Annotated in this window: 17 protein-coding genes; 10 read left to right on the top strand and 7 right to left on the bottom strand. The window is 45.0% G+C overall.

Annotation, left to right across the window (positions count from 1 at the left end):
- Positions 1–12 precede the first annotated feature (12 nt).
- Together A4E24_RS00600 and oadA are read right to left on the bottom strand one after the other, a co-directional pair.
- Positions 13–1,503, bottom strand: a complete 1,491-nt coding sequence (locus A4E24_RS00600; protein WP_292350790.1) for an acetyl-CoA carboxylase biotin carboxylase subunit — start codon at positions 1,501–1,503, stop codon at positions 13–15.
- 10 nt (positions 1,504–1,513) lie between these two features.
- Positions 1,514–3,241 carry a sodium-extruding oxaloacetate decarboxylase subunit alpha gene (gene oadA, locus A4E24_RS00595; protein WP_292350788.1) on the bottom strand — a complete coding sequence of 576 codons (1,728 nt, stop codon included), beginning with the start codon at positions 3,239–3,241 and terminating at the stop codon, positions 1,514–1,516.
- Positions 3,242–3,807: 566 nt separating this feature from the next.
- Between oadA and A4E24_RS00590 the strand changes: the two genes are divergently transcribed.
- Positions 3,808–4,296, top strand: coding sequence for a chemotaxis protein CheW (locus tag A4E24_RS00590; protein WP_292350786.1), 489 nt, complete (start codon positions 3,808–3,810; stop codon positions 4,294–4,296).
- 128 nt (positions 4,297–4,424) lie between these two features.
- Positions 4,425–5,672, top strand: a complete 1,248-nt coding sequence (locus A4E24_RS00585) for a CYTH domain-containing protein (RefSeq protein WP_292350785.1) — start codon at positions 4,425–4,427, stop codon at positions 5,670–5,672.
- An 8-nt stretch (positions 5,673–5,680) separates the two neighbouring features.
- Here the strand turns inward: A4E24_RS00585 and pap are convergent, their stop codons facing one another.
- Both pap and A4E24_RS00575 read right to left on the bottom strand, forming a co-directional pair.
- On the bottom strand, positions 5,681–7,168 hold the full coding sequence (gene pap / locus A4E24_RS00580) for a polyphosphate:AMP phosphotransferase (protein WP_292350783.1): 1,488 nt from the start codon (positions 7,166–7,168) through the stop codon (positions 5,681–5,683).
- A 23-nt stretch (positions 7,169–7,191) separates the two neighbouring features.
- Positions 7,192–8,499: an MgtC/SapB family protein gene (locus A4E24_RS00575; RefSeq protein WP_292350781.1), complete on the bottom strand. Its 1,308-nt coding sequence runs from the start codon at positions 8,497–8,499 to the stop codon at positions 7,192–7,194.
- A 177-nt stretch (positions 8,500–8,676) separates the two neighbouring features.
- Here A4E24_RS00575 and A4E24_RS10745 point away from each other — a divergent pair, with 177 nt between their 5' ends.
- From A4E24_RS10745 to A4E24_RS00560, 4 genes are all read left to right on the top strand, one after another.
- Positions 8,677–8,793: a 4Fe-4S binding protein gene (locus A4E24_RS10745; RefSeq protein ID WP_367121125.1), complete on the top strand. Its 117-nt coding sequence runs from the start codon at positions 8,677–8,679 to the stop codon at positions 8,791–8,793.
- A 24-nt stretch (positions 8,794–8,817) separates the two neighbouring features.
- Complete coding sequence (locus A4E24_RS00570; RefSeq protein ID WP_292350780.1) at positions 8,818–10,584, top strand: CHAD domain-containing protein; 1,767 nt, start codon at positions 8,818–8,820, stop codon at positions 10,582–10,584.
- Positions 10,585–10,787: 203 nt separating this feature from the next.
- The gene (gene ppk1 / locus A4E24_RS00565) at positions 10,788–12,869 is read left to right on the top strand and encodes a polyphosphate kinase 1 (protein WP_292350778.1); all 2,082 of its coding nucleotides are present in this window, start codon (positions 10,788–10,790) and stop codon (positions 12,867–12,869) included.
- Complete coding sequence (locus A4E24_RS00560; protein WP_292350777.1) at positions 12,866–13,759, top strand: exopolyphosphatase; 894 nt, start codon at positions 12,866–12,868, stop codon at positions 13,757–13,759. The genes ppk1 and A4E24_RS00560 overlap by 4 nt, the downstream gene beginning before the upstream one ends.
- A gap of 81 nt (positions 13,760–13,840) precedes the next feature.
- On the opposite strand, the gene pyrF is transcribed toward A4E24_RS00560, so the two are convergent.
- Positions 13,841–14,500, bottom strand: coding sequence for an orotidine-5'-phosphate decarboxylase (gene pyrF, locus A4E24_RS00555; protein ID WP_292350775.1), 660 nt, complete (start codon positions 14,498–14,500; stop codon positions 13,841–13,843).
- Positions 14,501–14,520: 20 nt separating this feature from the next.
- Entirely contained in the window at positions 14,521–15,477 is a 957-nt protein-coding gene (locus A4E24_RS00550; protein WP_292350773.1) for a deoxyhypusine synthase, read from the bottom strand.
- A 126-nt stretch (positions 15,478–15,603) separates the two neighbouring features.
- On the opposite strand from A4E24_RS00550, the gene A4E24_RS00545 reads away from it, so the two are divergent.
- The 4 genes from A4E24_RS00545 (at position 15,604) to A4E24_RS00530 (ending at position 22,532) form a co-directional block, all read left to right on the top strand.
- Complete coding sequence (locus tag A4E24_RS00545; RefSeq protein WP_292350771.1) at positions 15,604–16,437, top strand: metallophosphoesterase; 834 nt, start codon at positions 15,604–15,606, stop codon at positions 16,435–16,437.
- Entirely contained in the window at positions 16,434–19,265 is a 2,832-nt protein-coding gene (locus A4E24_RS00540) for a DEAD/DEAH box helicase (protein WP_292350769.1), read from the top strand. Before A4E24_RS00545 ends, A4E24_RS00540 begins: the two co-directional genes overlap by 4 nt.
- A gap of 176 nt (positions 19,266–19,441) precedes the next feature.
- A complete protein-coding gene (mtaA, locus tag A4E24_RS00535; RefSeq protein WP_292350767.1) occupies positions 19,442–20,461 on the top strand; it encodes a methylcobamide:CoM methyltransferase MtaA in 1,020 nt (339 codons plus the stop codon).
- A 139-nt stretch (positions 20,462–20,600) separates the two neighbouring features.
- Positions 20,601–22,532, top strand: a complete 1,932-nt coding sequence (locus A4E24_RS00530) for a hydantoinase/oxoprolinase family protein (RefSeq protein WP_292350765.1) — start codon at positions 20,601–20,603, stop codon at positions 22,530–22,532.
- Positions 22,533–22,627: 95 nt separating this feature from the next.
- On the opposite strand, the gene A4E24_RS00525 is transcribed toward A4E24_RS00530, so the two are convergent.
- The coding region (locus tag A4E24_RS00525) for a methyltransferase MtaB domain-containing protein (protein WP_292350763.1) at positions 22,628–22,988 on the bottom strand (361 nt) is incomplete at its 5' end.

The following is a 22,988-nucleotide window of genomic DNA, read 5'->3' as shown; positions in this document are numbered from 1 at the left end:
TCTATAGGAGATTCACTCTGTATTATTAGACTGGTTCTTTGCTGCATGGATGTAAGACTCTACAGCTGCAGTCACGGCAGCTACCTTTGTTGGCTTATTGTCAAGTGCAGACGCAAGTGTAGCTCCCTTTTCCGAATCTTCCCTTACCACTCTTTCCACATCTCTGATAATATCATTGTCCTCTATGAAATGGGTAGTAAGATTGCCTTTGCGGAACTGCTCATGCCTTATCACTGCCTTATGGAACGGTATATTAGTTGTGACTCCCACAACTACATATTCATAAAGCGCCCTGTCCATCCTGTGTATAGCTTCAATACGTGTAGGTGCCCATACACTGAGCTTTGAGATCATTGAATCGTAATATGGGGAAATAGTGTATCCCATATGCACACCGCTGTCCACACGCACACCTGGTCCACCTGAAGAACGGTACCTGCGTATCTTTCCTGGAGATGGTGCAAAATCATTCAGCGGATCTTCGGCGTTTATCCTGCATTCTATGGCCCAGCCTCTGAGTGGAATATCTTCCTGGGAATATGCCAATTCCTCACCGGCAGCAATGTATAGTTGTTTTTTAGCAAGGTCAAGGCCGGTAATAAGCTCTGTGATAGTATGTTCTACCTGCAGACGCGTGTTCATCTCAAGGAAATAGAACTGCCCCTTTGAATACAGAAACTCCATCGTGCCTGCGTTTTCATATCCTATAGACTTTGCTCCTTTTACAGCAGCGCTTCCCATCAGCTCACGCATCTCCTCGGTAATGATAGGTGAAGGAGCTTCTTCTATCAGTTTTTGATGCCTGCGCTGTATAGAGCATTCTCTTTCATTGCAATGTACAGTATTCCCGTATCTGTCAGCAAGCAGCTGGAACTCTATGTGCCTGGGTTCATCCAGGTATTTTTCGATGAAAACGGTTGGATCACCAAAAGCAGATTTTGCAACAGATTGGATGGAAACGATAGCATTGGCAAATTCTTCTCTGGAATGCACGATCTTCATACCTATGCCGCCGCCACCAGCAGATGCCTTTATAATTACCGGATAGCCGATATCTTCTGCGACCTCGGCCGCTTCATCCACATCCGAGATGGCATTTTCAGTACCCGGGACCACAGGGACCCCTGCCTTGCTCATGGTCTTACGGGCCTCGATCTTGCTACCCATTTTCTTGATGACATTTCCGGGAGGACCTATGAAGACCACTCCGGCCTTTTCACATTCGGATGCAAATACATGGTTCTCCGAGAGAAAACCATATCCCGGATGGATGGCTTCAGAACCTGTCTTCTCAGCCACATCAAGTATTCTTTCCATATTGAGATAACTCTGACTGGAAGGAGCAGGACCTATAAGATATGCTTCATCAGCGTACTTTGCAAAGAGGGCATTCTTATCAGCTTCGGAATATACAGCAACTGTCCTGACACCCAGTTCCCTGCAGGCACGCATGGCTCTGATGGCTATTTCACCTCTGTTCGCAATGAGTACTTTGTTGAACATGAGATCTACCTCATTCGATCGCCATCAATACATCCCCGGAGGAAACTGAATCGCCTTCCCCGAAGAAGATCTCCTTTACGGTCCCACTGTGTGGAGCATGGATCGCATTTTCCATTTTCATGGCCTCTATGACACATATAGTGTCACCTTCCTCCACAGAGTCCCCCACACTTACCTTGAGAGAGAGTACCATACCCTGCATATGACTTGTCACGGCTCCTCTTACAGATTCTGCTGAAGGTTTCTCGGATCCTTCCGTCACTTTGAAGGAACCATCCACCGGATGGACCTTTACATTGAACACATCCCCATCCACCTCTACCTTGAACTCGGTGGGTATTCCCTGTGAACTTGAAACTGCGCATGGATGCATTTCTGTCACGATGGGAGTGAGTTCCTCTTCCTTTGATTCGCCCCTCAGGAAAGCCGGTGCTATTGCAGGATATAGGATATAAGTAAGGATATCTTCTTCCTTCTTGACAAGTCCCAGCTTTTCAGCCTGGGCTTTCATCTTCTCATATTCAGGCTCAAGCAGGTCAGCCGGACGGCAGGTGATAGGTTCTTCGTCCTGTATGAGCTTGACCAATATATCCTCATCTATCTTATGAGGCGGCCTGCCATACAGTCCGCGGGCATAGTCCTTAACTTCCTTTGGGATCACCTTATAACGTTCACCCATGAGCACGTTAAGCACTGCCTGAGTACCCACTATCTGACTGGTGGGGGTCACAAGTGGGGGATAGCCCAGTTCTGCACGGACCCTTGGCATTTCCTTGAGCACATCCTTGTACTTGTCCAGAGCATTCTGCTCCTTCAGCTGGGATACAAGGTTGGAGAGCATGCCACCCGGTATCTGATATACCAGCACATTGGTATCTATCTGCTCTGATATCGGATTAAGAACGCACCTCAGCTCATCTTTTATCTTCTTGAAATACTCTGAGACCTCTGCAATGAGCTCTACGTCCAGACCAGTGGCACGCTCGGTCTCTTCCAAGGCAGCCACTATGGATTCTGTGGGAGGCTGTGAAGTTCCCCACGCCAGGGGCGATACTGCAGTGTCCAGTATATCGACACCTGCCCTGCATGCTGCCATATAGCTCATGGGTGCCATACCGGACGTACAATGAGAATGCAGGTCCACTGGCAGGTTGACCTCTTTCTTGATCGCCTTTACAAGTTCATAGGCCTGATGAGGCGAGATCAGTCCTGCCATATCCTTGATGCACAAAGAATCGCAGTCTTGCTCGGCCAGGTCCCTTGCAAGTTCCACGTATTTTTCTACAGTGTGGACCGGACTAATAGTATAACATATAGTACCCTGAACGTGTGCCCCCTGCTTTTTAGCTACGGAGATGGCCTTTTCCATATTGCGGATATCGTTGACAGCGTCGAATACCCTGAATATGTCTATACCATTTTCATAGGCCTTTTGAACGAACTTCTCAACGACATCATCCGAGTAATGCCTATAGCCCACGAGGTTCTGCCCACGAAGTAACATCTGAGCATAGGTATTATGCATTTGTTTTTTGAGTGACCTCAGCCTTTCCCACGGATCCTCGTTAAGATATCTGATACAGGTATCGAATGTGGCACCTCCCCACATCTCAAGGGAATAATACCCTACCTGGTCCAGTTTGTCCATTATGGGGAGCATGTTGCGGGTGCGCATGCGGGTAGCTATGAGCGACTGGTGTGCATCTCGCAGGACGGTCTCTGTAATTTTTACTTTCATGTGACACCTCTGGGACATAAATGAACTAAATCTAATAAATGTAAATGAGCCATATTGATGTGCAGCTCAAGCTAAAATTGTACTTAATACTTCATGATATAATATTTAGTTTCTGGTTATCTGGCTTCAATAGTGCTTTTTACAGTATGAACAGAGTAATGATTGTGTTTGCATCTATCATTTTTTACTGTTGCTTTAATAAGTACTATTCTTACGCGTTGACAAAACAAATGATAGTACATTGAAATAGTATGATCATATCTATCATTAGAAATGTATGCACTTCAGTTATTTTTAATGGAGTTCAAGACAAATACAAATTGAATTGTCAGATATATGTACGCTATTTTTATATATTTAAAGAACGATCTGTTTTTATTAAATTTTTAAATATAATAAATCAGTAGCGATGAATAAAGTTAATGGAACATGATGTGCAATGTTGGATGACATCTCTAAAATATGGCAGTCCGCAACCGATAAAGACTGGAGGTGCTGGATGAAATATCAAGGTAGCTCCCTATCTATGCATATCTAAAAACAGAGGGATCATAATGAATGCTCTTATGCAAAAAAACCAAAACACTCAGCATGCTGACAGTGACCTGCTGCAGCTCGTGATCTTCCAGTTAGGAGATGAGGAATTCGGCGTAGATATCATGGCAGTGCAGGAGATAATAAAAATGCCTGCGATAACAGCCATTCCCCAGGTTCCTGAATACGTTACAGGAGTTATCAATCTGCGCGGAAGGATCATTGTTGTGATCGACCTGGGAAAGAAGTTCAATATCCTGTCTTCAGAAAAGAACGAGGAATATAAGGTTATTGTCGTGGAACTGGGAGATCAGGTCATAGGCATGATGGTGGATTCGGTCAGTGAGGTGCTGCGTATCCCTGGTACCAGTGTGGACCCTGCACCCGATATAATAGCATCAGCAGTATCCTCCAACTACATACAGGGAGTTGGAAAGCTTGATGACAGGTTGCTTATCCTGCTGGACCTGAGGAACGTGCTCTCAGAACATGAAACTAAAGAACTGTACCAATATGTATAACAGGATCAGTGCAGGGCCTAAGGCCCTGCCTTCTTTTTTTTGGCATCAATGATCAGGCTTTTTTGATCCGGTTTCTTTTTCTTTAGTAAACGCTAAGTACCAAAAAACAAATCATTTTATGGTACTGAATGGGAACAAAAGCTAAATATTCGGTTCAGAAAAAGGATACTTTTGAAGCCCTTATGTCTGAGCGTAACATAGGCCCTTTTTTACTTGATGCTGCGACCCCGAAAAGGCTGAAGGACACATATATGGACACCGTGGACATGGTGATAATGTCCAATGGATATTACCTCCGGCGCAGGCAAAAGGAAAAGGGTATAGTATACACAATAAGATCCCTTGGTGGGATACGGAAGAATGGTGTAAGGCATAGTGAAGAAATGGAGTGCTTACTGGAACAGGACATTCCATTTGAAAAGTGGAACGATCCGGATATGAAAGAACTTCTTACCGGTATTGTGGGAAAGAGCGAACTCGTGCCCTTATTCAATGTATCCTGTACTAGGAACGTAAGAAAAGTCGTTGATAAGGAGAGTTATGTGGCAGAGCTTAGCCTGGATGATGTGTTGATAACGGTCTGGGAAAAAAAGCTGGAATATCTGGAAATAGAAGTGGAGATACTTTCCGATGGAAATAATAAGGACCTTGAGAAGCTGACGAGTGCGCTTACAAAGGAATGCGACCTTTTACCTGACCCATCCTCCAAGTTCGAGCGTGCCCTGCAATTGATGGAAGAAGCAGAAGAAGGACCTATCCCTGAAGAAGATATGGACTTTTATCCAAAACCTCTATCTGTGCAGACACTTCTTGAAACTCATCATGTTGAAAGGGCGCATGCCAGAAAGGTGACCGAGAATGCTCTCAGGCTTTTCGATGAGTTGAAAGAGATACATGGTCTGGGAGAAGAGTACCGCAGGGTAATATGGATAGCTGCCCTGGTACACGATGTGGGAGTGTATACCGACATGGCAGACCACCATAAGGCTGGCAGGGATATCCTGATGCGTTCTCCTCCCCGGGAATTACCCCATAGGTTCTGGCCGGTTGCAGTGTGGACAACTTTCCTGCACAAGAAGAAGATGAACAGGGAAAAACTGGAGAAACTGCAGCTTAAGCCATTCGGAAAAATGTCAGCGCAGATGCAGGAGGATACGCTCAAGCTGGCCGCACTCATACGCATTGCCGACGGATTGGATTACAGCCGCATGGATTCACGGCTAAATGGGGTCATTATAGAGGAAAAGAAAACACTGATCACAGTGCATGGCCCCGGTTCATACACCGATGCTGCAAGAGCTGATGAGAAAAGTGATCTCTGGAGGATACTGTATGACCATGAAATAACTTTCAGGGCTGCTGAACAGAATCCCTGACCAGCGAACTACAGCTCTTTCTCAATGGTTTCCACAAGTGTCTTTAAGCTCTTTAATCTTGCATATCTTTTATCATTTGCTTCGACAATTGTCCAGGGAGCATGAGCAGTATGTGTCTTTAAAAGCATCTCATCTACCGCTTCACTATATTCACCCCATTTTTCCCTGTTCCTCCAGTCGTCCGGAGTTATCTTCCATTGCTTATAAGAAGTGTTTTCTCTTTCCTTGAACCTTCTCAATTGCTCGCTCTCGTCAATGTGCAACCAGAACTTCACTATGATCGTCCCGAAATCTGCCAGTGTTTCCTCGAACTCATTTATTTCGTTGTATGCCCGCTTCCATTGTTCTTCCGTAGAAAAGCCCTCCACTCTCTCCACCAGCACCCTTCCATACCAGCTTCGGTCAAAGATGGCTATATGTCCGGCTTCGGGAATTTCTCTATAGAAACGCCATAAATAATGGTGGTTCTTTTCAAGATCATTGGGCACTCCCACAGGTTCCACACTATAAAGCCTGGGGTCAAGCTTCCGGGCTATACGCCGTATGTTACCACCTTTGCCTGCTGCATCCCAGCCTTCAAAGACGACTACCATAGGTATCTTTTTCTTGAACAGTTCATACTGCAGCTCACCCAGCCTTTCCTGATAGAAGTCCTTTTTTTTCTCATATTCATCCTCTTCGACCTTCAGGGAAAGATCTGCCTGTGAAAGTCTGGAAACTGAAAGGTCTGCACTGCTTATCGCATTCTTGCCCACTGTATCCTTGAAAAACTTAAAGGGTTCATTTATGGTTTTGTCGATATGCTCTTCCATCATGCGTATGGCAGTAGAAAGCACTTTTACTGTAGCGTGATTAAATTCTTCGGCCTCTATGACGGTCCAGGGAGCATATTCCCTGTGTGTGCTTTCAAGGATCTGGTCTATGAAAGGAAGATAGTTGTCATATTCATTGAGATAATCAATTTCCTCATCAACAATACAGAGGGGTATGGCCTTCTTCTCATATTCGCGGAACCTTTTATGCTGCTCTTCCTTGGTGATATGCATAAAGAACTTAATAATAAGGTAACCGTCCTCTGCAAGTTGCCGTTCAAAAACATTGATCCTATTCACGCAATGTTCGAATCGTTCATTTTTCCCTTTCCGATCAAAATATTCTATGACAGCCCGGCTGTACCAGCTCCTGTCAAAAATGGCAATGCTGCCATATGCAGGTATATGGTGCCAGAACCTCCACAACAGGGGTTTTTTGAGATCTTCATAGGTGGGTTTTGCCGTAACGTGGTATTTGAACCCCATTGGATTTAGCCCCAGAATACAACGGTTAATAATCTCTGCCATACCGGAAGCATGCCATCCTTCGAACACTATGACGATGGGTATCTTCATCTTCCAGGCTTTACGCTGCAGTTCTCCGATGCGAATATACAGGTCCTCTATCCGGGACTTGTACTCCTCCTTGCTTACACGCAGGGACAGATCAACACTTTCAAGCATTTAACTTCCTTTTTGGACTAATGTTATTTAAAGAATAATCCATGCTGGAATAAACTCCAGCCTATCAGGGCTAAGATTCCAGTGATCACTACCAATATGAATGGGGTCAGAGACTTACTGAACAGTTCCTTAGAACCTGTTATCTTTATGAAAACGGGTTTTGTCAACGTGCTTATGATGCCTGCCATCACTGCTGTTTCAGCAGCTGTTTTATAGGAGATGCTGCCGCTAAGTGCAAGAGCTGTCACAGACGCAGTAACTGCTGCACTGCTTACTATACCGCCCAAGGCGGTTGCATAAGTGCCTACCGGTCCTGCGAAAGTGTTGGCAGTGTTCGCAAGTAAGAGGAAAATAACAAAGATCAAACCAAATTTAAAAGCGGGACCAAGAGCAAAAGGTGATCCTATATCAAGTGTCTCCTGGGTGACTTCCATCTTCTGCTTTTCAAATAGTACAAGCATCACGGTGGCAAGTCCCATAATAAGAAAAGGGGGTAACATAAGCAATGCAGTCCTGCCGCTCGTGTCAACAATGATGGCTATGACGATGTCCCTGATAAGCATGGATATGACCGCCAGCATGCAACCTATGTATATGTTCTCTGTGAGGTTCATCCTCCTGCGTGAGATGTTTGCCAGCGCTACAATAGTAGCTTCACTGCTTACCAGTCCTCCCAGAAGCCCGGAATAAGCTATACCTCCTTTGGAACCCATTTTTTTGAGAGAAAGATAGTTTACAAAACTAATGGAAGATACGAGGACAACAATAAGTATAGCTGATTTGAGATTGAGCACATCATATACAGGTTCAGCAGGCACTATGGGGTACAACACGAAAACCACTGCTAGGAATTTCAGTGCTCCTGAAATATCTTTTTCAGATAGGTGCTCTGCTAATGCATGCAATGGCTTTTTTTCAATTAGCACAAAAGTCAGGACAACGGCAGAAACTATTGGCACCAGGAACATACCACTGCCTACCAGGACGCCCAGCAGATATGTAAAAAAGAGAGCAATAGCACTCGTCAGGCCAGAACGCCCATAGACTATGTTCACTGCATATACCATAAGAATACAGGAAAAGACCATAAAGATAGTAGTTATAAGAAGTATGTCAAAGGAAACGTAAGGTTGCATGAATGTAGCTAGCATCCCTATAAGACAGGTGATGGTAAAGGTCCTTACCCCTGCGTAGATCTTTTTGCTGGTTCTCCAGTGCTCGCGTTCGATTCCTATGAGTATCCCTATCATGAGAGAAACTACCAGTTTCTGTAAAAAATTTACAAGGAAAGAATCCAGTCCTAAATTGTTTATGATGTCCAGTATTTGCATAATTCCTTCTCATAAATATTTAAATTAATGATATATCTGACACCCTATATATAATATATATTCAAAAGATTTTTATTTGCTAAACATGAACTGCATTAATGGGGAAATACAAAAAAATCGAGAGGGATGTGATTGTTAAGGTATGCTTCATATGCCACATTAAGTAAGAGGTGCCTTATGCCCTGGATATTGAAGAAGGAATGCATTGCGTGTAAGAAGTGTGTAAAGAGATGTCCGGTGGATGTTATCTCCATGTCCCCAAGACTTTATTTTTATTCGTGCACAAAACTTTAATTATCAGGGAACATAGGAATACTTATGGACAAAGAGGGGAAGAGATCCAATTCTAAGGGAACCATGCTTTTCCTGATCATTACAGGCTTGGTATGCATCGCATCAGCGATCTTATATGCAGTTTTTGAAAGCATTAACAGGTTTTCCGGACCCGGCCAGATCGTCCTGTCCCTGGGGCTTGCGGGAACAGGTATTCTGCTTATTCTGATGGGTCAGAACCTGCTCTTTCTCCTGAAGCCAGATACAGGCTTTCTTTTAACATTCGGTTCGATCTTATCCGCTGCAGGTATCCTTGGTTTTATTCTTCTTTATCCTGATGCCTGGTTCTATCCTAAAGTGGCATATGTAATACTTGCTTATGGTGCAGGAATTCTATTGCTTTTATGTAGCATCACGTTGCAACAATTCCGGAATGTTCCGAACCCCATCCATTGCATGTCCGAACCCACAGGCATCAATAGTACAGATACTATGTCTTCCGGAGAAAAACAATTAACTGCAGCCCTTAGCAGTATGATGGTATCTCAGATGATACATCCGTCAAACGAATTTTCCGGATGGAGTTCCACATGTGATGAAAATGAGATGTTTGTTTGTGATGCCGACATAATTACGGATGGAACCGAAAAAGGTAAAACCTGTGAAATCGGGACAGCAACCGAGAGCGTTCCTGAAACAACGTTCCCGGAAACAATGATAGATCTTAACCCTGAACCACCTGAAACAATAGAAGAAACCGCAACAACAACCGATATAATTGAAAGGGGAGTGGTCGCCGGAATTGATGTCAAGAACTTCCTGTCTATGAAAAGAACTGACATAAAAAAAGACGACCACATGAGAGAAGCTGCCCACAAGATCCTGAGATTCCATTTCGGGAGAATGCTCAAACATGAACGCGGCACAATGCTGGGCAAGGATATAGAAGAGTTGCATGACATGCGGGTCGCAGCCATGCGCATGCGTTCTGTGTTGCAAGTATTCAATGGTCATCTGGATATGGATACAATGAAGCCTGTTTTCAGGAACATAAAAGCTACGCGCAGGTCCCTTGGAGCTGTCCGCGATCTGGATGTGTTCATGGAAAAGATACAAGAGTATATCGGATCACTTCCCGGACAGAGAACTTCAGAACTGGACGAACTTACTGGAAATCTTCAGATAGAAAGGGACAAGGCAAGAGGACTTATGCTGTTGCATCTTGACAGCACCAAATATGACAAGTTCAAGCTCAAGTTCACAAAAGTGCTGGAAAAAGGAGGAAAGTGGGAAGAATCTCTGGTAGACCGGGACGGCAGACCCCTGCCCCACAGAGTAAGGGATGTGCTCCCTTCTCTTTTGTATAACGAGCTCGCTAAAGTGCGGGCCTACGATGATCTGGTACGCGAGGATGAACCTTCCTTTGAGATGTTGCATGCTTTGCGCATAGATGTGAAGATCTTAAGATATACTCTGGAATTCTTCGACGAAGTACTGGGAGAAGAAACGAACAGCCTTGTAAAGGACCTCAAGACACTGCAGGACAATCTTGGTGATATTCATGATGCAGTTGTTGCAATAGAACTACTGGAGAACTACCTGAAGTACGGGAAATGGGGTTTTGGAGAAGGAAGGACAGCCGGAGAAGAAAAAATGATGTTATCAGACCCAGGGGTTGAAAATTATCTTATATACCGCAAGAACGAAGTCGTTGAATTACTTGAAGCTTTTCCAGAAGTATGGGCAAAAGTAATGGACCCGGGTTTCGGGGTCAGGTTCTCAAATGTGATAGCCAGACTATACCAGAATTGAAACGGCATTCAATCCAGAAGGGTATAGAGAATATATACATGTATGTAGAGCTATTGCTAATAAGTATAAAATGTTATTATAAGGGAACCAATATTTTGTGAAAACATCCTTTAGGATTGCAACCCAGAAAATTGTGCTCGCGTGGTGGAGCATATGGTAATTGGAAAATTTAAATGGGATTTAAATTATATATTGTGATCTAGATGGTGAATAAAATAGTCAAATATGTTAACCGTGAGATGAGCTGGCTTTCTTTCAATGAAAGGGTATTGCAGGAGGCAGCAGACCCTTCATTGCCATTACTGGAACGCCTGAAGTTCCTGGGCATTTTCTCGTCGAACCAGGATGAATTCTTCAGTGTGAGGGTGGGAACTGTTCACAGAATGATCGATGCGGGAGTGAAATCCAGTGAAACGATAGGAGATTCACCAAAAAAAACAATGGAACTTATCCATAAAAGAGTATTGCAGCTTAGAGACAAGTTCGATGAGGTATTCTCAGAGATAGAAAAAGAGCTTCAAAAAGCAAATATATTCATTATCAATGAAACTGAACTTACTCAGCAGCAGCAGGAGTTCGTAAGGGAATACTTCATTTCCAAAGTGCGTCCAAGGCTTGTACCTGTAATGTTCCGGGAACTTCAAAAATTCCCTTATCTAAAGAATCAGGCAATATACCTGGCAGTTGCAATGTACAAGTACCGGGACCCCCAGGAATTCAACTACGCCCTGATAGAAGTACCTGCAGATGTGTTACCCCGTTTTCTTCCGTTACCATCGGACTCCGGCACTCAATATATAATAATGCTGGACGATGTGATACGTTTCGGCCTCTCGAACATTTTCTCTATATTTGACTATGATTCCATAAGTGCATACACCATCAAACTTACAAGGGATGCTGAACTCGATATTGAAGACGATGTGATGAAAAGTTTTTTTGAAAAGATCTCAGAGGGTCTCAAGCAAAGAGAAAGAGGGGAACCTGTGAGATTTGTATATGACAGGGAAATGCCGGAAGACCTGCTGAACATCATACTTGATGGCCTGAAAATGAAAAACCTTGAAAATATAGTTCCCGGAGGAAGATACCACAATGCACGGGATTTCATGAACTTCCCGGACGTGGGTGATAGCTCCCTGTTATATGAAAAAAACAAGCCTATAAGACATCCCGATCTCCCAGTTAACCGCAGCATTCTGGAAGTAATACGCAGCAAAGATGTAATGCTCTGTTACCCCTACCATTCTTTCGATCATATGATCGATCTGTTAAGAGAAGCGGCCATTGATCCGAACGTCACTACCATTAAGATGACACTCTACAGGGTAGCTAAGAACTCAAATGTGGTGAATGCCCTCATCAATGCTGTGAAGAACGGTAAATCCGTAACAGTGGTCATCGAGCTGCAGGCGCGTTTCGATGAGATGGCAAATATCTTCTGGACGCAGAAACTGGAAGAGGCGGGAGCTACCATTATTGACGGAGTTCCTGGGCTAAAGGTGCATGCTAAGCTGTGTAAAATAACAAGAATGGAGAACGATATCCCTGTGACATACGCCTGCATAGGCACTGGTAATTTTAATGAGTCTACTGCTCACGTTTATAGTGATCATGCATTGCTCACATCCAACCAGGCCATAACCAGAGAAGTTAAAGACCTCTTCGATTTCTTTGAACATACATATAAACACATAAGTTATGACCATCTCATCGTTGCCCCTCACTTCATGCGCAACAAGATCTACAGACTGATCAATACTGAAATAAGGAATTCAAAGGCCGGAAAGCAGGCTTATATGTACCTGAAGATGAACAATCTTGTGGACCGCAGGATGATAGAAAAACTCTATGAAGCGAGCCAGGCAGGCGTTAAGGTCCGGATGGTGACCAGGGGTATATGTTCTCTGGTTCCTGGAGTCAAGGGGCTTAGCGAAAACATAGAGGTCACAAGTATAGTGGATAAGTATCTGGAACATTCAAGAGTGTTCATATTCTGTAATGATGGCGATGAGAAATATTTCATTTCCTCTGCAGACTGGATGGTGCGTAACCTGGACAGGCGAGTGGAAGTAGCAGTGCCTGTTTACGACAGATCTATACAGGAAGAACTTAAACAATTCATGGAGATCCAGTTTGCGGATAATACCAAAGCTCGTATTATTAATAAAGAGCAGGACAACAAATATGTAAAGAGAAAACGGTCAAGCAAAATAAGGCGTGCGCAGGATGATCTGTACAAACTGTTCTCAAACAAAGCATCCGGAAAAGGTGGTATGGAGTGAAATTCGCTGCCATAGACGTAGGTTCCAATGCCGTGAGGCTTTTGCTCGCAAAGGTAGAAGAAGAAAGTGTTCGTCCCGTATATGAGAAAGTTGCCCTTTTCAGAATGCCTATCCGTCTGGGAGAGGACGCTTTTCCCCATAAGAGGATATCCGAAGAAAAGGTCCAGAAGCTTGTTAAGACCATGATCGGTTTCAGGTATCTTATGGATGCCTTTGAGCCTGCGGACTATATGGCATGTGCTACTTCAGCTATGCGTGAGGCCAGCAACAACATGGAAATAGTTGACCTTATCAATAGGGAAAGCGGCATTGATCTATCGATAATTAGTGGAAAAAGAGAAGCTGAGATCATTTATTATAACCATGTGGAAAGACTGGCTGAGAATGAAAACAATTTATGCCATATGTACGTGGATGTTGGAGGCGGAAGCACTGAAATACTCATCTTTGATGACAATAAAATAATGGAATCCCGGTCTTTTGATATTGGAAGCATACGCATACATGAAGGACTTGTGACCCGAAGGGATTGGGAAGACATGAAACTATGGGTGAAGCATGTTTCTTCCCGCTATCATCCAATATCAGCAGTGGGAAGCGGAGGAAATATTAATTTTCTTTTCAGTGTATCCAAAACAAATGAAGGGGCGCCTCTTGAATACGGTAAACTGAAAAAACTGCATACTTATATCCGTTCATTCCCTATTGAACAGCGCATATCGGAACTGGGTATAAGGCCTGACAGGGCAGATGTGATAGTCCCTGCAGCGAAAATATACCTGTCTGTGATGAAATGGAGCGGCATTACTGAGATGTTCGTGCCTCAAATGGGACTGGCAGATGGTATCGTCCACGTGCTGTACAGCAAACACAAGCAGACTTTTGTATGATCACTAAAAAAAGTGTGCCTCAGGACTCATAGGGTTCATCACTGTTCAGAAAACAAGCTCATCACAGGCACACGTTACACATTATTGATCGATCGCATCCTTGATCTCTTTTGCGATTTCCATAGCTGCTTTTTTAGGATCATCGGCCAGATAGATGCTCCTGCCGACAATTACCCAGTCAGCTCCGGCTTTGACGGCATCGGCAGCACTGCCACCCTGGGCACCCACCCCCGGAGATATAATGGCTATTTCATTTCCGATAATACTGCGGATCTTCTGTACACGTTCCGGACGCGTAGCCGGTGCAACAACTCCCGCGACCTTTGCATTTGATGCCATCTGCGCCATGTCCTCTGCGACCCTTTGCATGAAATCAAGGGCTCCGGGATGGCTCATCTCAGTAACAACATATATATCGGCTCCATGCACTTCGGCAACTTCGACACACATCCTAAGGCTGTCATAACCAGTGAAACCATGCACTATCAATGCATCTGCTCCTGCCCTGAACACCTGTTCACAGATCAGACGATCGGTATTAGGTATGTCTGCCACCTTGAAGTCTGCTATCACAGGCACCATTTCTGCAATTTCACCTATGATGTCTTTTCTTGTTGCCAGGACAAGAGGATATCCTATCTTGATGGCATCCACATGACCTTTTACACTCTGGGCTATTCTAAGCGCCTGCTGTCTGTCCGTAACATCCAGGGCAAGTATCAATCGTGTATCCTTGATCAACTACATCACTTCCCGATATGTTATTTATTATCCTTAGCCAGCCTGCTCCTTACAGCTGCCACAAGCAGAGGCAGAGTAATGGTCGCATCCGAGTGGACCGTGACGGAACGTGCACTTTCACTTACCTTGCCCCAGGAGCGCGCTTCATCAAGTGTGGCACCGCTCAAACCCCCGGTCTGGGGAGTGTCCATAGTAAGCTGTATAGCATATTCGAATTCCTGATGGGTCACGAGCATGGACTGGAAAATGTAGTTCTTGGGAACTCCACCGCCGATCAGCAATGCACCCGGGTCCTTTGCTTCATAGCAGATATCGATGATCTCCCTCATATCAGCGAATGCATCTACATTAAGAGTATGCATCTGTTTGTACAGCCAAGCTTGCAGCCCGATCATGGAATCCTGTATGGCAGGACAGTACACAGGCACGTTCATGTCTGCGGCAGTGCGTAATATGGAATTCTTATCATCGATGTTATTGCCGATATGGGTCATGAATTCCCTGATGGATATGGTCCTGTCCCCTATATCAGAGAATATGGACTGCATCTTCTCTTCAAGATCCGTGAAATGATGTTCGGGCAGGAACACATCGTAAATGCGGTTGATCTCCTGATGCTTGAGTTCCAGATCATCGGTTTGCTCTGTACCTTTGTAATGGTGCAGACCCATGGATTCCACTACCTCGTGCACCATATTCGCTCCTGTGGTGACAAGTACATCAATGTACCCGTCCCTGATGAGGTCGGCTACGATGGCTCGCATGCCTGCTGGCACCATAGCTCCGGCAAGTCCGAAGAAACTGGTGCTCTTGTTGCTTAACATCTCATGATAGATATCTACTGCATCGGCTATCCGGCCTGCTCCGAAAGCACAGCCATCCAGCGCATGTATCAGTTCGTCCACGCTCATGCCGGCGGTGATCCTGGCCTGGTTAATAGGACACTGAAGACTTTCTTCCATTGAATGATGAACCATTTAAAAGCCCTTCTTTTTGTACGTTTACAGCATTCATGTGTTTTAAGGTTTCTTCATATCTACTTTACCTGCACAATTTAAAATGCATTACTGCCATATTCAAAGTAAAATCCATCCTATGTACTAATGACGATAAAGATCGAACCCGTATTCAATGAGCCTGCACTTGTTGTGGAAAATGAAGTGAGGTCGCTGGCAATAGCAGACATACATCTGGGAATTGAGTGGGACCTCTATACCAGTGGTTTTTCCATACCCAGCCGCATGCAAGCAGGCCTTGACCGCATTATGGGATATATAGGATCTGTAAAGCCAGACAGGCTTATACTTCTGGGGGATGTGAAACACAATGTTCCTCAGATCTCCTGGCAGGAAAGGGATGAGCTTCCCTATTTCCTGGGCGCTTTGGCAGAACACACGCATGTGGATATCCTTCCTGGGAACCATGATGCAGGTATAGAGTTCCTCCTTCCTGAAAGAAAGGATGTGCAGTTACATCCTTCCAGAGGCGCTGTGATAGACGGTGTAAGCTACTTCCACGGCCATACCTGGCCAGCTCCCGAACTACTTGAAACCGAGTATATCATCACAGCCCATAATCATCCCACGATCCGTTTCACAGACCCTCTTGGCCATACGGTCGTGGAACCTGCGTGGGTGCGCACCCGGCTGAAAAAAGAGATATTACAGGCGCATTATAGCAGCCTGGACCTGAACGAGGTGTGGAAAGACCCAAGAGTATTCATTGTACCATCCTTCAACGAACTGTGCGGAGGCGTTGCATTTAACGAATCGCTGGAAGATGACCTGCTGGGTCCGATATTTTCATCCGGTGGAGTGGAACTGGATAATGCAGAGATCTACCTGCTGGATGGTACAAAGCTGGGGCTTCTGAAACATGTGCGCAAATTGAATGGTCCGAAAAAAGAGCGTAGGGGAAAGGGTAAGGGACGCAGATGAGCTTTGGTAACCTGTTCGATGCTTTTGATCCGAAAATTCAGGAGACTTTGATGAAACTTGGATTCAAGGCACCTACGGAACCCCAGGAAAAAGCCTTCCCACATATACTAAAAGGAGAGCATACGTTCCTAATAGCTCCCACAGGCTCAGGAAAAACAGAATCTGCAGTACTTCCGATCTTTAATCACATCCTTGCACGATCCCTGGAAGAGAGGAAAGGCATATCAGCCCTGTACATCACACCCCTGCGGGCGTTGAACAGGGACATGCTCTCACGCATACAATGGTGGGGCAAGGAGTTAGGCATTGATGTACAGGTACGCCATGGGGACACTTCACGTAACGAACGTCAGAAACAGTCACGCAGACCACCGGACCTCCTGATCACAACGCCTGAAACCTTACAGGCAATGTTCACAGGCAGGTTGCTGCGGGAAAGTCTGGGATATGTGAAGCATGTAGTTGTGGATGAGATCCATGAGCTGGCAGCTTCAAAAAGAGGAGCACAGCTTGCCATAGGTCTTGAAAGGCTGGTGGAGCTTGCAGGTGAGTTCCAGAGAGTGGGGCTTTCTGCCACGGTAGGTAACCCGGAAGAAGTTGCACGTTTTCTGGCTGGATCAGAAAGAAATGTAGTTGTTTTACAGGTCATCATGTCCAAACTCCTGGAATTCGATGTGGCACGTCCGCAGATAGCAGCAGAGGACATGGAGATATCTCAGATGGTGGGATGTGATATCGAGTTTGCTGCACATCTGAGATGCATCCGGGACATAGTACGAAGGCATGAGTCCACTTTGGTCTTCGTCAATACGAGACAAAGTGCAGAGGCTTTGGCATCGGGTTTCAGGATAATGGGCGAGTCCATTGGAGTGCATCATGGATCCCTGTCTGTGGAAGCGCGTATCGAAGCTGAGGAATCTTTCAAATCAGGAGACATGAGAGGACTTATATGTACTTCATCCATGGAACTTGGCATTGATATCGGCAAGGTGGACCATGTTGTGCAGTATGGATCACCACGACAGGTTTCCCGGCTTTTACAAAGGGTCGGACGTGCAGGTCACAGGATACATGAGATCTCCAGAGGGACTATTCTTGCAGTTGGACAGGATGATATTGCAGAGAGCATGATGATCGTAATGTACGCTTTTGAAGGAAAAGCTGAAAGGATATCAGTACAGAACGGGGCTCTGGATGTGCTGGCCAATCAGATATCAGGGATGGTACTTGATTTCGGAGAACTTGATATTTCACGCCTGCATGCGATCTTCAGAAGAGCGTATCCTTTCCGTGAACTGACCCTGCAGGAACTGGAAAGGGTTGTGGAGCAGGTCACAGAATACAGGCTGGTGTGGAGGGAAGAAGGATCAAGCATACTGGGCAGAAGGCGCAAGAGCTGGCAGTATTATTATGATAACCTTTCCATGATACCCGATGAGAAAAAGTATGAGGTATTCGATATGGTTTCCGGCAGGCCTGTAGGAATGCTGGATGAGGCTTTTGTTGTAACATCTGCAACCCCCGGCGCTGTGTTCATCACGAAAGGTGACATGTGGAGGGTCATAGACATGGACACCGAAAGAGACAGGATAAAAGTAGAACCTGTCAAGGCAAAGGGTGAGATCCCCAGCTGGGTTGGGGAGGAAATACCTGTGCCTTTTGATGTGGCCCAGGCAGTAGGAAGACTTCGTGCTTTCATAAGGAATTCACTTCTTAAAGAGATGTATGAAGAAATAATAGCAGAAGAGCTTATGCTTAAGTACCATGTTGATATGCCAGGTGCTTTAGAGTTGATCTCGCTTGTGGCTGAGCATGTGGCAGCTGGACTCAAAGTTCCGGATGACAAAACCTTGCTTATCGAAAGCGATGATGATGCAGTGATCATTAATGCTTGTTTTGGACATAATACCAATGAAACCTTGGCCAAAGTACTGACGGCATTGCTTGCAGCACGCTTTGGAAGCAGTGTGGCACAGGAAGTAGACCCTTACCGCATACGACTTCAGGGACCACGCAGGCTGAAACCTGTCGATATAAGGTCACTGATACATGATATTAGCCCGGATCACATTGAACCTGTCATAGAGATGACCCTTAAGAACACATCTCTTATGAAATGGAAGATGGTGCATGTTGCCAGGAAGTTCGGAGCGCTTAGCAAAGATCTGGATTACGACAGGATCAGCATGAAAAAACTTCTTGAAATATACAAAGGCACTTCCATGTATGACGAGGTGGTCCGGGAGATCCTGCATGATATGCTGGATGTGGATTCGGCCCGCGAGGTCTTATCACAGATATCTTCAGGCGAGATCCAGATCGAGATCAGTGCCTCAACACCGATCGGTTCATCGGGATTCTCGATGAAACGTGATCTTGTAGCCCCGGAAAAAGCTGATAGGTCGATAGTGCTTGCTCTCAAGGAACGTATCATGCACGATAATATCATATTGTTCTGCATACACTGTAAAAAATGGGCATCTCACAGGAAAGTGATGAATGTGCCGGATGATATCATATGCCCTGTATGTGGATCAAAAATGGTGGCTGCCCTCAAGCCATGGGAAGAGGAAGAGATAAGACTTGTGAAGAAACATGGTGGATCTGCTTCCGGTGAAGAAATAAAACGCATCAAGAGAGTATACAGGAACGCTAATTTTGTAAGATCGCATGGAAAAAAGGCTGTCATTGCCCTTGCTTCCAGAGGAGTGGGGCCTGAGACGGCTTCCCGCATCATACAGAAAAACCGGCCTGAGGAAGAAGACTTCTACAGGGATATTCTGGCAGCAGAGCGAAACTATGCCAAAACAAAAAAATTCTGGGATTGATAATTGCAGGTAAAAACTCTTATTCCAAAGGAATGAGAGCAGGTTTTACAAACATATTCTGCAATTTTGAACAGAAATGTATTTAACCTAGTATAAAGCGCCGTTCCCAATAGTTTTATATTTGATGTATTGCAAATTCAGGTGACTAACTCTTTAATTGGAGAGAAGGATTAATTATGAGCGACTTAAACATGAAGGAAAGGTTTTTAAAAGCATTGAAATGTGAGGAAGTCGACAAGGTCCCAGTTCTGTCTGTTACACAGACCGCTATTGTCGAGCTCATGGACAAGACAGGCGCTGCATGGCCAGCAGCCCACAGCGATGCAAAGCTCATGGCAGAACTCGCATACGCTTCATATGAGGTGTGTGGCCTTGAGGGCGTAAGAGCACCATACTGTCTTACAGTTCTTGCTCAGGCAATGGGCTGTGAGGTCAACATGGGTACAAAGAACAGACAGCCATCTGTTACAGCCCACCCATACCCGGACAGTGTTGCAAACCTCAAGATGCCTGAGAACCTCCTTGCACAGGGCAGGATCCCTGCTGTACTGGAAGCAATGAAGATCCTTAAAGAGAAGACAGGCGGGAAGGTCCCTGTTATAGCAGGTATGGAAGGACCTATCACCCTTGCATCTGACCTCTGCGGTGTCAAAAGGTTCATGAAATGGTCCATAAAGGACAAAGCTTCTTACAACGCTATAATGGACTTTGCAACCGATGCATGTATTGCATACGCAAATGCTCTGGCAGATGCCGGTGCAGATGTGATCAGTGTACCAGACCCGGTATGCTCTCCTGACCTCATGTCACCGGATTCATTTAGGACAGACCTCAAGCCAATGCTCCGGAAGTTCGCAGCAGCAGTAAAGGTCCCAATGATCCTCCACATCTGCGGTGATGTCACAGCGATCATCCCTGACATGGCAGACTGTGGTTTCGCATCTATCAGTATCGAAGAGAAGGTAAAGGACATGGCGGGTGCAAAGGCAAAGGTTGCAGGCAAAGTATCTATTTGTGGTAACGTTTCAAGCCCCTTTGTTCTGCTTGCAGGCACACCTGAGAAAGTAACAGAAGCAGCCACAACTGCTCTAAAGGCAGGCGTGGATGTACTTGCACCTGGATGCGGTATTGCACCGGACACCCCAGTTGCCAACCTTAAGGCAATGGTCGCTGCAAGAGACGCATTCTACAAGTAAACCCATTCCCTATATGTGGTCTTCATGACCACGTACCTTTCTTTTTTAAATGGATCTGCATTTTACTTATTATTCTAATATTCACTCAAAAACCATACTCCCTTTCAAAAGATCAATTATCAGAGATAAGTGACCTATTATGAAGTTCAGCCTTGGGATTGATGCGGGAGGAACGTATACAGATGCAGTCCTTGTAAGAGATACTGATGGTTCTATTGTGGCCACAAGTAAGGCTCTTACTACCTACCCTGATCTCATAATAGGAATCCGCGATGCTATCGACGGCCTTCGAACAGATGATCTGGATAAAGTAAGCCTTGTATCCGTTTCGACCACACTTGCAACTAATACGGTGCTTGAAGGAACAGGAAGTCCGGTTGCTCTGATCTTGGTAGGTGATCATCCAACCAAAGGAACATATCCTGCAAAATATTATATAGTAGTATCGGGCGGCCATACGTTCGATGGAGAAGAAACTACACCCCTTGACATAGATACCGTAAAAGATTTTGCTTTGAGGGTAAAAGGATCAGTATCTGCCTTTGCAGTATCTTCTTTTTTTAGCATCCGAAATCCTGAGCACGAACTTGCCATAAGGGACATTGTAAATGAGACCACAGGATTACCGGCCGCATGTGGTCACGAACTTTCCCAGGACCTTGGAGCCTATGAAAGAGCTGTCACTGCAGCGCTTAACGCCCAGCTTTTGCCTATTTGCCGCAGTTTTATAAGCTCGATGATTGAGGAGATAAAAAGAAGGGAAATAAAAGCAAGGCTGATAATGCTGAAATGCGATGGAACGGTGATCGGTATAAATGAAGCACTGAAAAAACCTATTGAATCGATCTTTTCAGGCCCTGCGGCAAGTCTTGTTGGTGCTTCTTATCTATGCAACCTGGATACATGTACAGTGGTCGATGTAGGGGGAACCAGTACGGATGTATCAAGCGTTATAAAGGGTGTACCGGAGCTTACTGACACAGGTGCGGTCGTGGGAGGCTGGAAGACAAGAGTAAGAGCTACAAGGATGGAAACCTCGGCACTTGGCGGTGATAGTCAGGTATGGGTAAAAAGCAAGCATATCTTCATTGGCCCAAGAAGGGTCATACCCCTATGCCTTGCTGCAGAAAGATATCCCGTGTTCATTGAAAAACTGAAGAGATGCATGATACCGTCCCGCAGTTCATTGGACATGAACATTCAGCCAGCAAGGCTGTACGTGAGGACAGGTTTTGATCCGATAGAGCTAGATGAATTTGAAACCGAAGTACTGGCTGCTATAAGAAATGAGCCATTGATCCTTGAAGAGATCGCATCTTCCTCTCGTAAATATCCTTCCTCGGTCATACTTGATAGCCTTATAAGTAAAAGACTGATACAGCCAATTGGCTTTACCCCCACCGATGCATTGCATATACTTGGTGAATATACCCGCTGGAACGTGGAAGCCTCGTTGATAGGAGCAAGTCAATTGTCCCGCCTTGCTAAAATGGATGCTGTGGAATTTGCAGTTGCTGTAAAAGAGAAAATGGCACATAGCATTGTATTTGATCTCATGTCGTTCCTGCTGAAGGATGTCGATAGAAAAGGCATAGAGCAGATAGTCAATGGTGACTTCCCCGCTCGTTTCAAGCTTGATATTCCGGTAGTTATGTTGGGAGGACCAGTCGTTTCATTTGAAGACGACCTTTCAAGGATAGTGGATGCCGATATCCACATACCGGAACATGCAGCGGTAGGTAATGCAGTTGGTGCTCTGTTTGGAAAGGGTATTAAAAGAGTTGAAATGTTTATCAGACCCTTTTCAGTGTCGGAACCTGATCGAAACTACTTGGTTTTTTCTCCTTTGGGAAGACACAAGCTGGAAACCTATAATGATGCTCTTGACTACGCAAAGGCACTTGGGAATAAAATTGTAAATGAGTATATGGATGATTGTGGAGTCAGCCGACACAATATGGAAATAGAGTTCTCTCAGCAAACTTATTCTCCTGAGGACTGGAAACATGCTCCACTTGAAACGAGAATTGTAATTATGGCTGTAGGTTATCCTAAAAAACAGAGTAATTAGCAAGTTAATCTAAAATAAACTCGTATTAAACGAAAAACAGCATTAGCTATAGGAATGTGTTGTAGAAAAAAAAGAAAAAAGAAAGGAACTCAAGTTTAGAACTTGTAGTTCGCTTCTGGCTTGAATACTTTTACTTCTGACTTGTACAGGGCGAGCATGTCGCTCATGAACTTGTCCTTTTCGTCGGTAAGTGCATTGATCGCTTTCTCTGCGTCAGCAAGTGCATTTATCTCGAAGCGGGACATCTGGAGCTTGCCCTCGGCCTTTGCAGCATTCAGGATCTTTACGGTCTCAACTGCAGCAGCCTTTGAACGCAGGTACAGGTCGTTTCCGTTCTTGGCAATTGCCTGACCAACCTTCCATGCGTTGTCGTATGCAAGCACATATCCCTGTGGGTCTCTGTATCTGTCGGACATCATCATCATGTCACGGAGCAACTTGCCGTTTCCGGTGTTG

The sequence above is a fragment of the Methanomethylovorans sp. PtaU1.Bin093 genome (genome assembly GCF_002067275.1).
Lineage (GTDB): Archaea > Halobacteriota > Methanosarcinia > Methanosarcinales > Methanosarcinaceae > Methanomethylovorans.
Note: the sequence above shows the minus strand (reverse complement) of the source record. Positions and strands in the feature narration are given on the sequence as shown.

What these genes read in the sequence shown, in the direction of transcription:
- A4E24_RS00600 (WP_292350790.1), bottom strand. Translation starts at nt 1,503, where the DNA reads ATGTTCAACAAAGTACTCATTGCGAACAGAGGTGAAATAGCCATCAGA.
- oadA (WP_292350788.1), bottom strand. Translation starts at nt 3,241, where the DNA reads ATGAAAGTAAAAATTACAGAGACCGTCCTGCGAGATGCACACCAGTCG.
- A4E24_RS00590 (WP_292350786.1), top strand. Translation starts at nt 3,808, where the DNA reads ATGCAAAAAAACCAAAACACTCAGCATGCTGACAGTGACCTGCTGCAG.
- A4E24_RS00585 (WP_292350785.1), top strand. Translation starts at nt 4,425, where the DNA reads ATGGGAACAAAAGCTAAATATTCGGTTCAGAAAAAGGATACTTTTGAA.
- pap (WP_292350783.1), bottom strand. Translation starts at nt 7,168, where the DNA reads ATGCTTGAAAGTGTTGATCTGTCCCTGCGTGTAAGCAAGGAGGAGTAC.
- A4E24_RS00575 (WP_292350781.1), bottom strand. Translation starts at nt 8,499, where the DNA reads ATGCAAATACTGGACATCATAAACAATTTAGGACTGGATTCTTTCCTT.
- A4E24_RS10745 (WP_367121125.1), top strand. Translation starts at nt 8,677, where the DNA reads ATGCCCTGGATATTGAAGAAGGAATGCATTGCGTGTAAGAAGTGTGTA.
- A4E24_RS00570 (WP_292350780.1), top strand. Translation starts at nt 8,818, where the DNA reads ATGGACAAAGAGGGGAAGAGATCCAATTCTAAGGGAACCATGCTTTTC.
- ppk1 (WP_292350778.1), top strand. Translation starts at nt 10,788, where the DNA reads ATGGTGAATAAAATAGTCAAATATGTTAACCGTGAGATGAGCTGGCTT.
- A4E24_RS00550 (WP_292350773.1), bottom strand. Translation starts at nt 15,477, where the DNA reads ATGGTTCATCATTCAATGGAAGAAAGTCTTCAGTGTCCTATTAACCAG.
- A4E24_RS00545 (WP_292350771.1), top strand. Translation starts at nt 15,604, where the DNA reads ATGACGATAAAGATCGAACCCGTATTCAATGAGCCTGCACTTGTTGTG.
- A4E24_RS00540 (WP_292350769.1), top strand. Translation starts at nt 16,434, where the DNA reads ATGAGCTTTGGTAACCTGTTCGATGCTTTTGATCCGAAAATTCAGGAG.
- mtaA (WP_292350767.1), top strand. Translation starts at nt 19,442, where the DNA reads ATGAGCGACTTAAACATGAAGGAAAGGTTTTTAAAAGCATTGAAATGT.
- A4E24_RS00530 (WP_292350765.1), top strand. Translation starts at nt 20,601, where the DNA reads ATGAAGTTCAGCCTTGGGATTGATGCGGGAGGAACGTATACAGATGCA.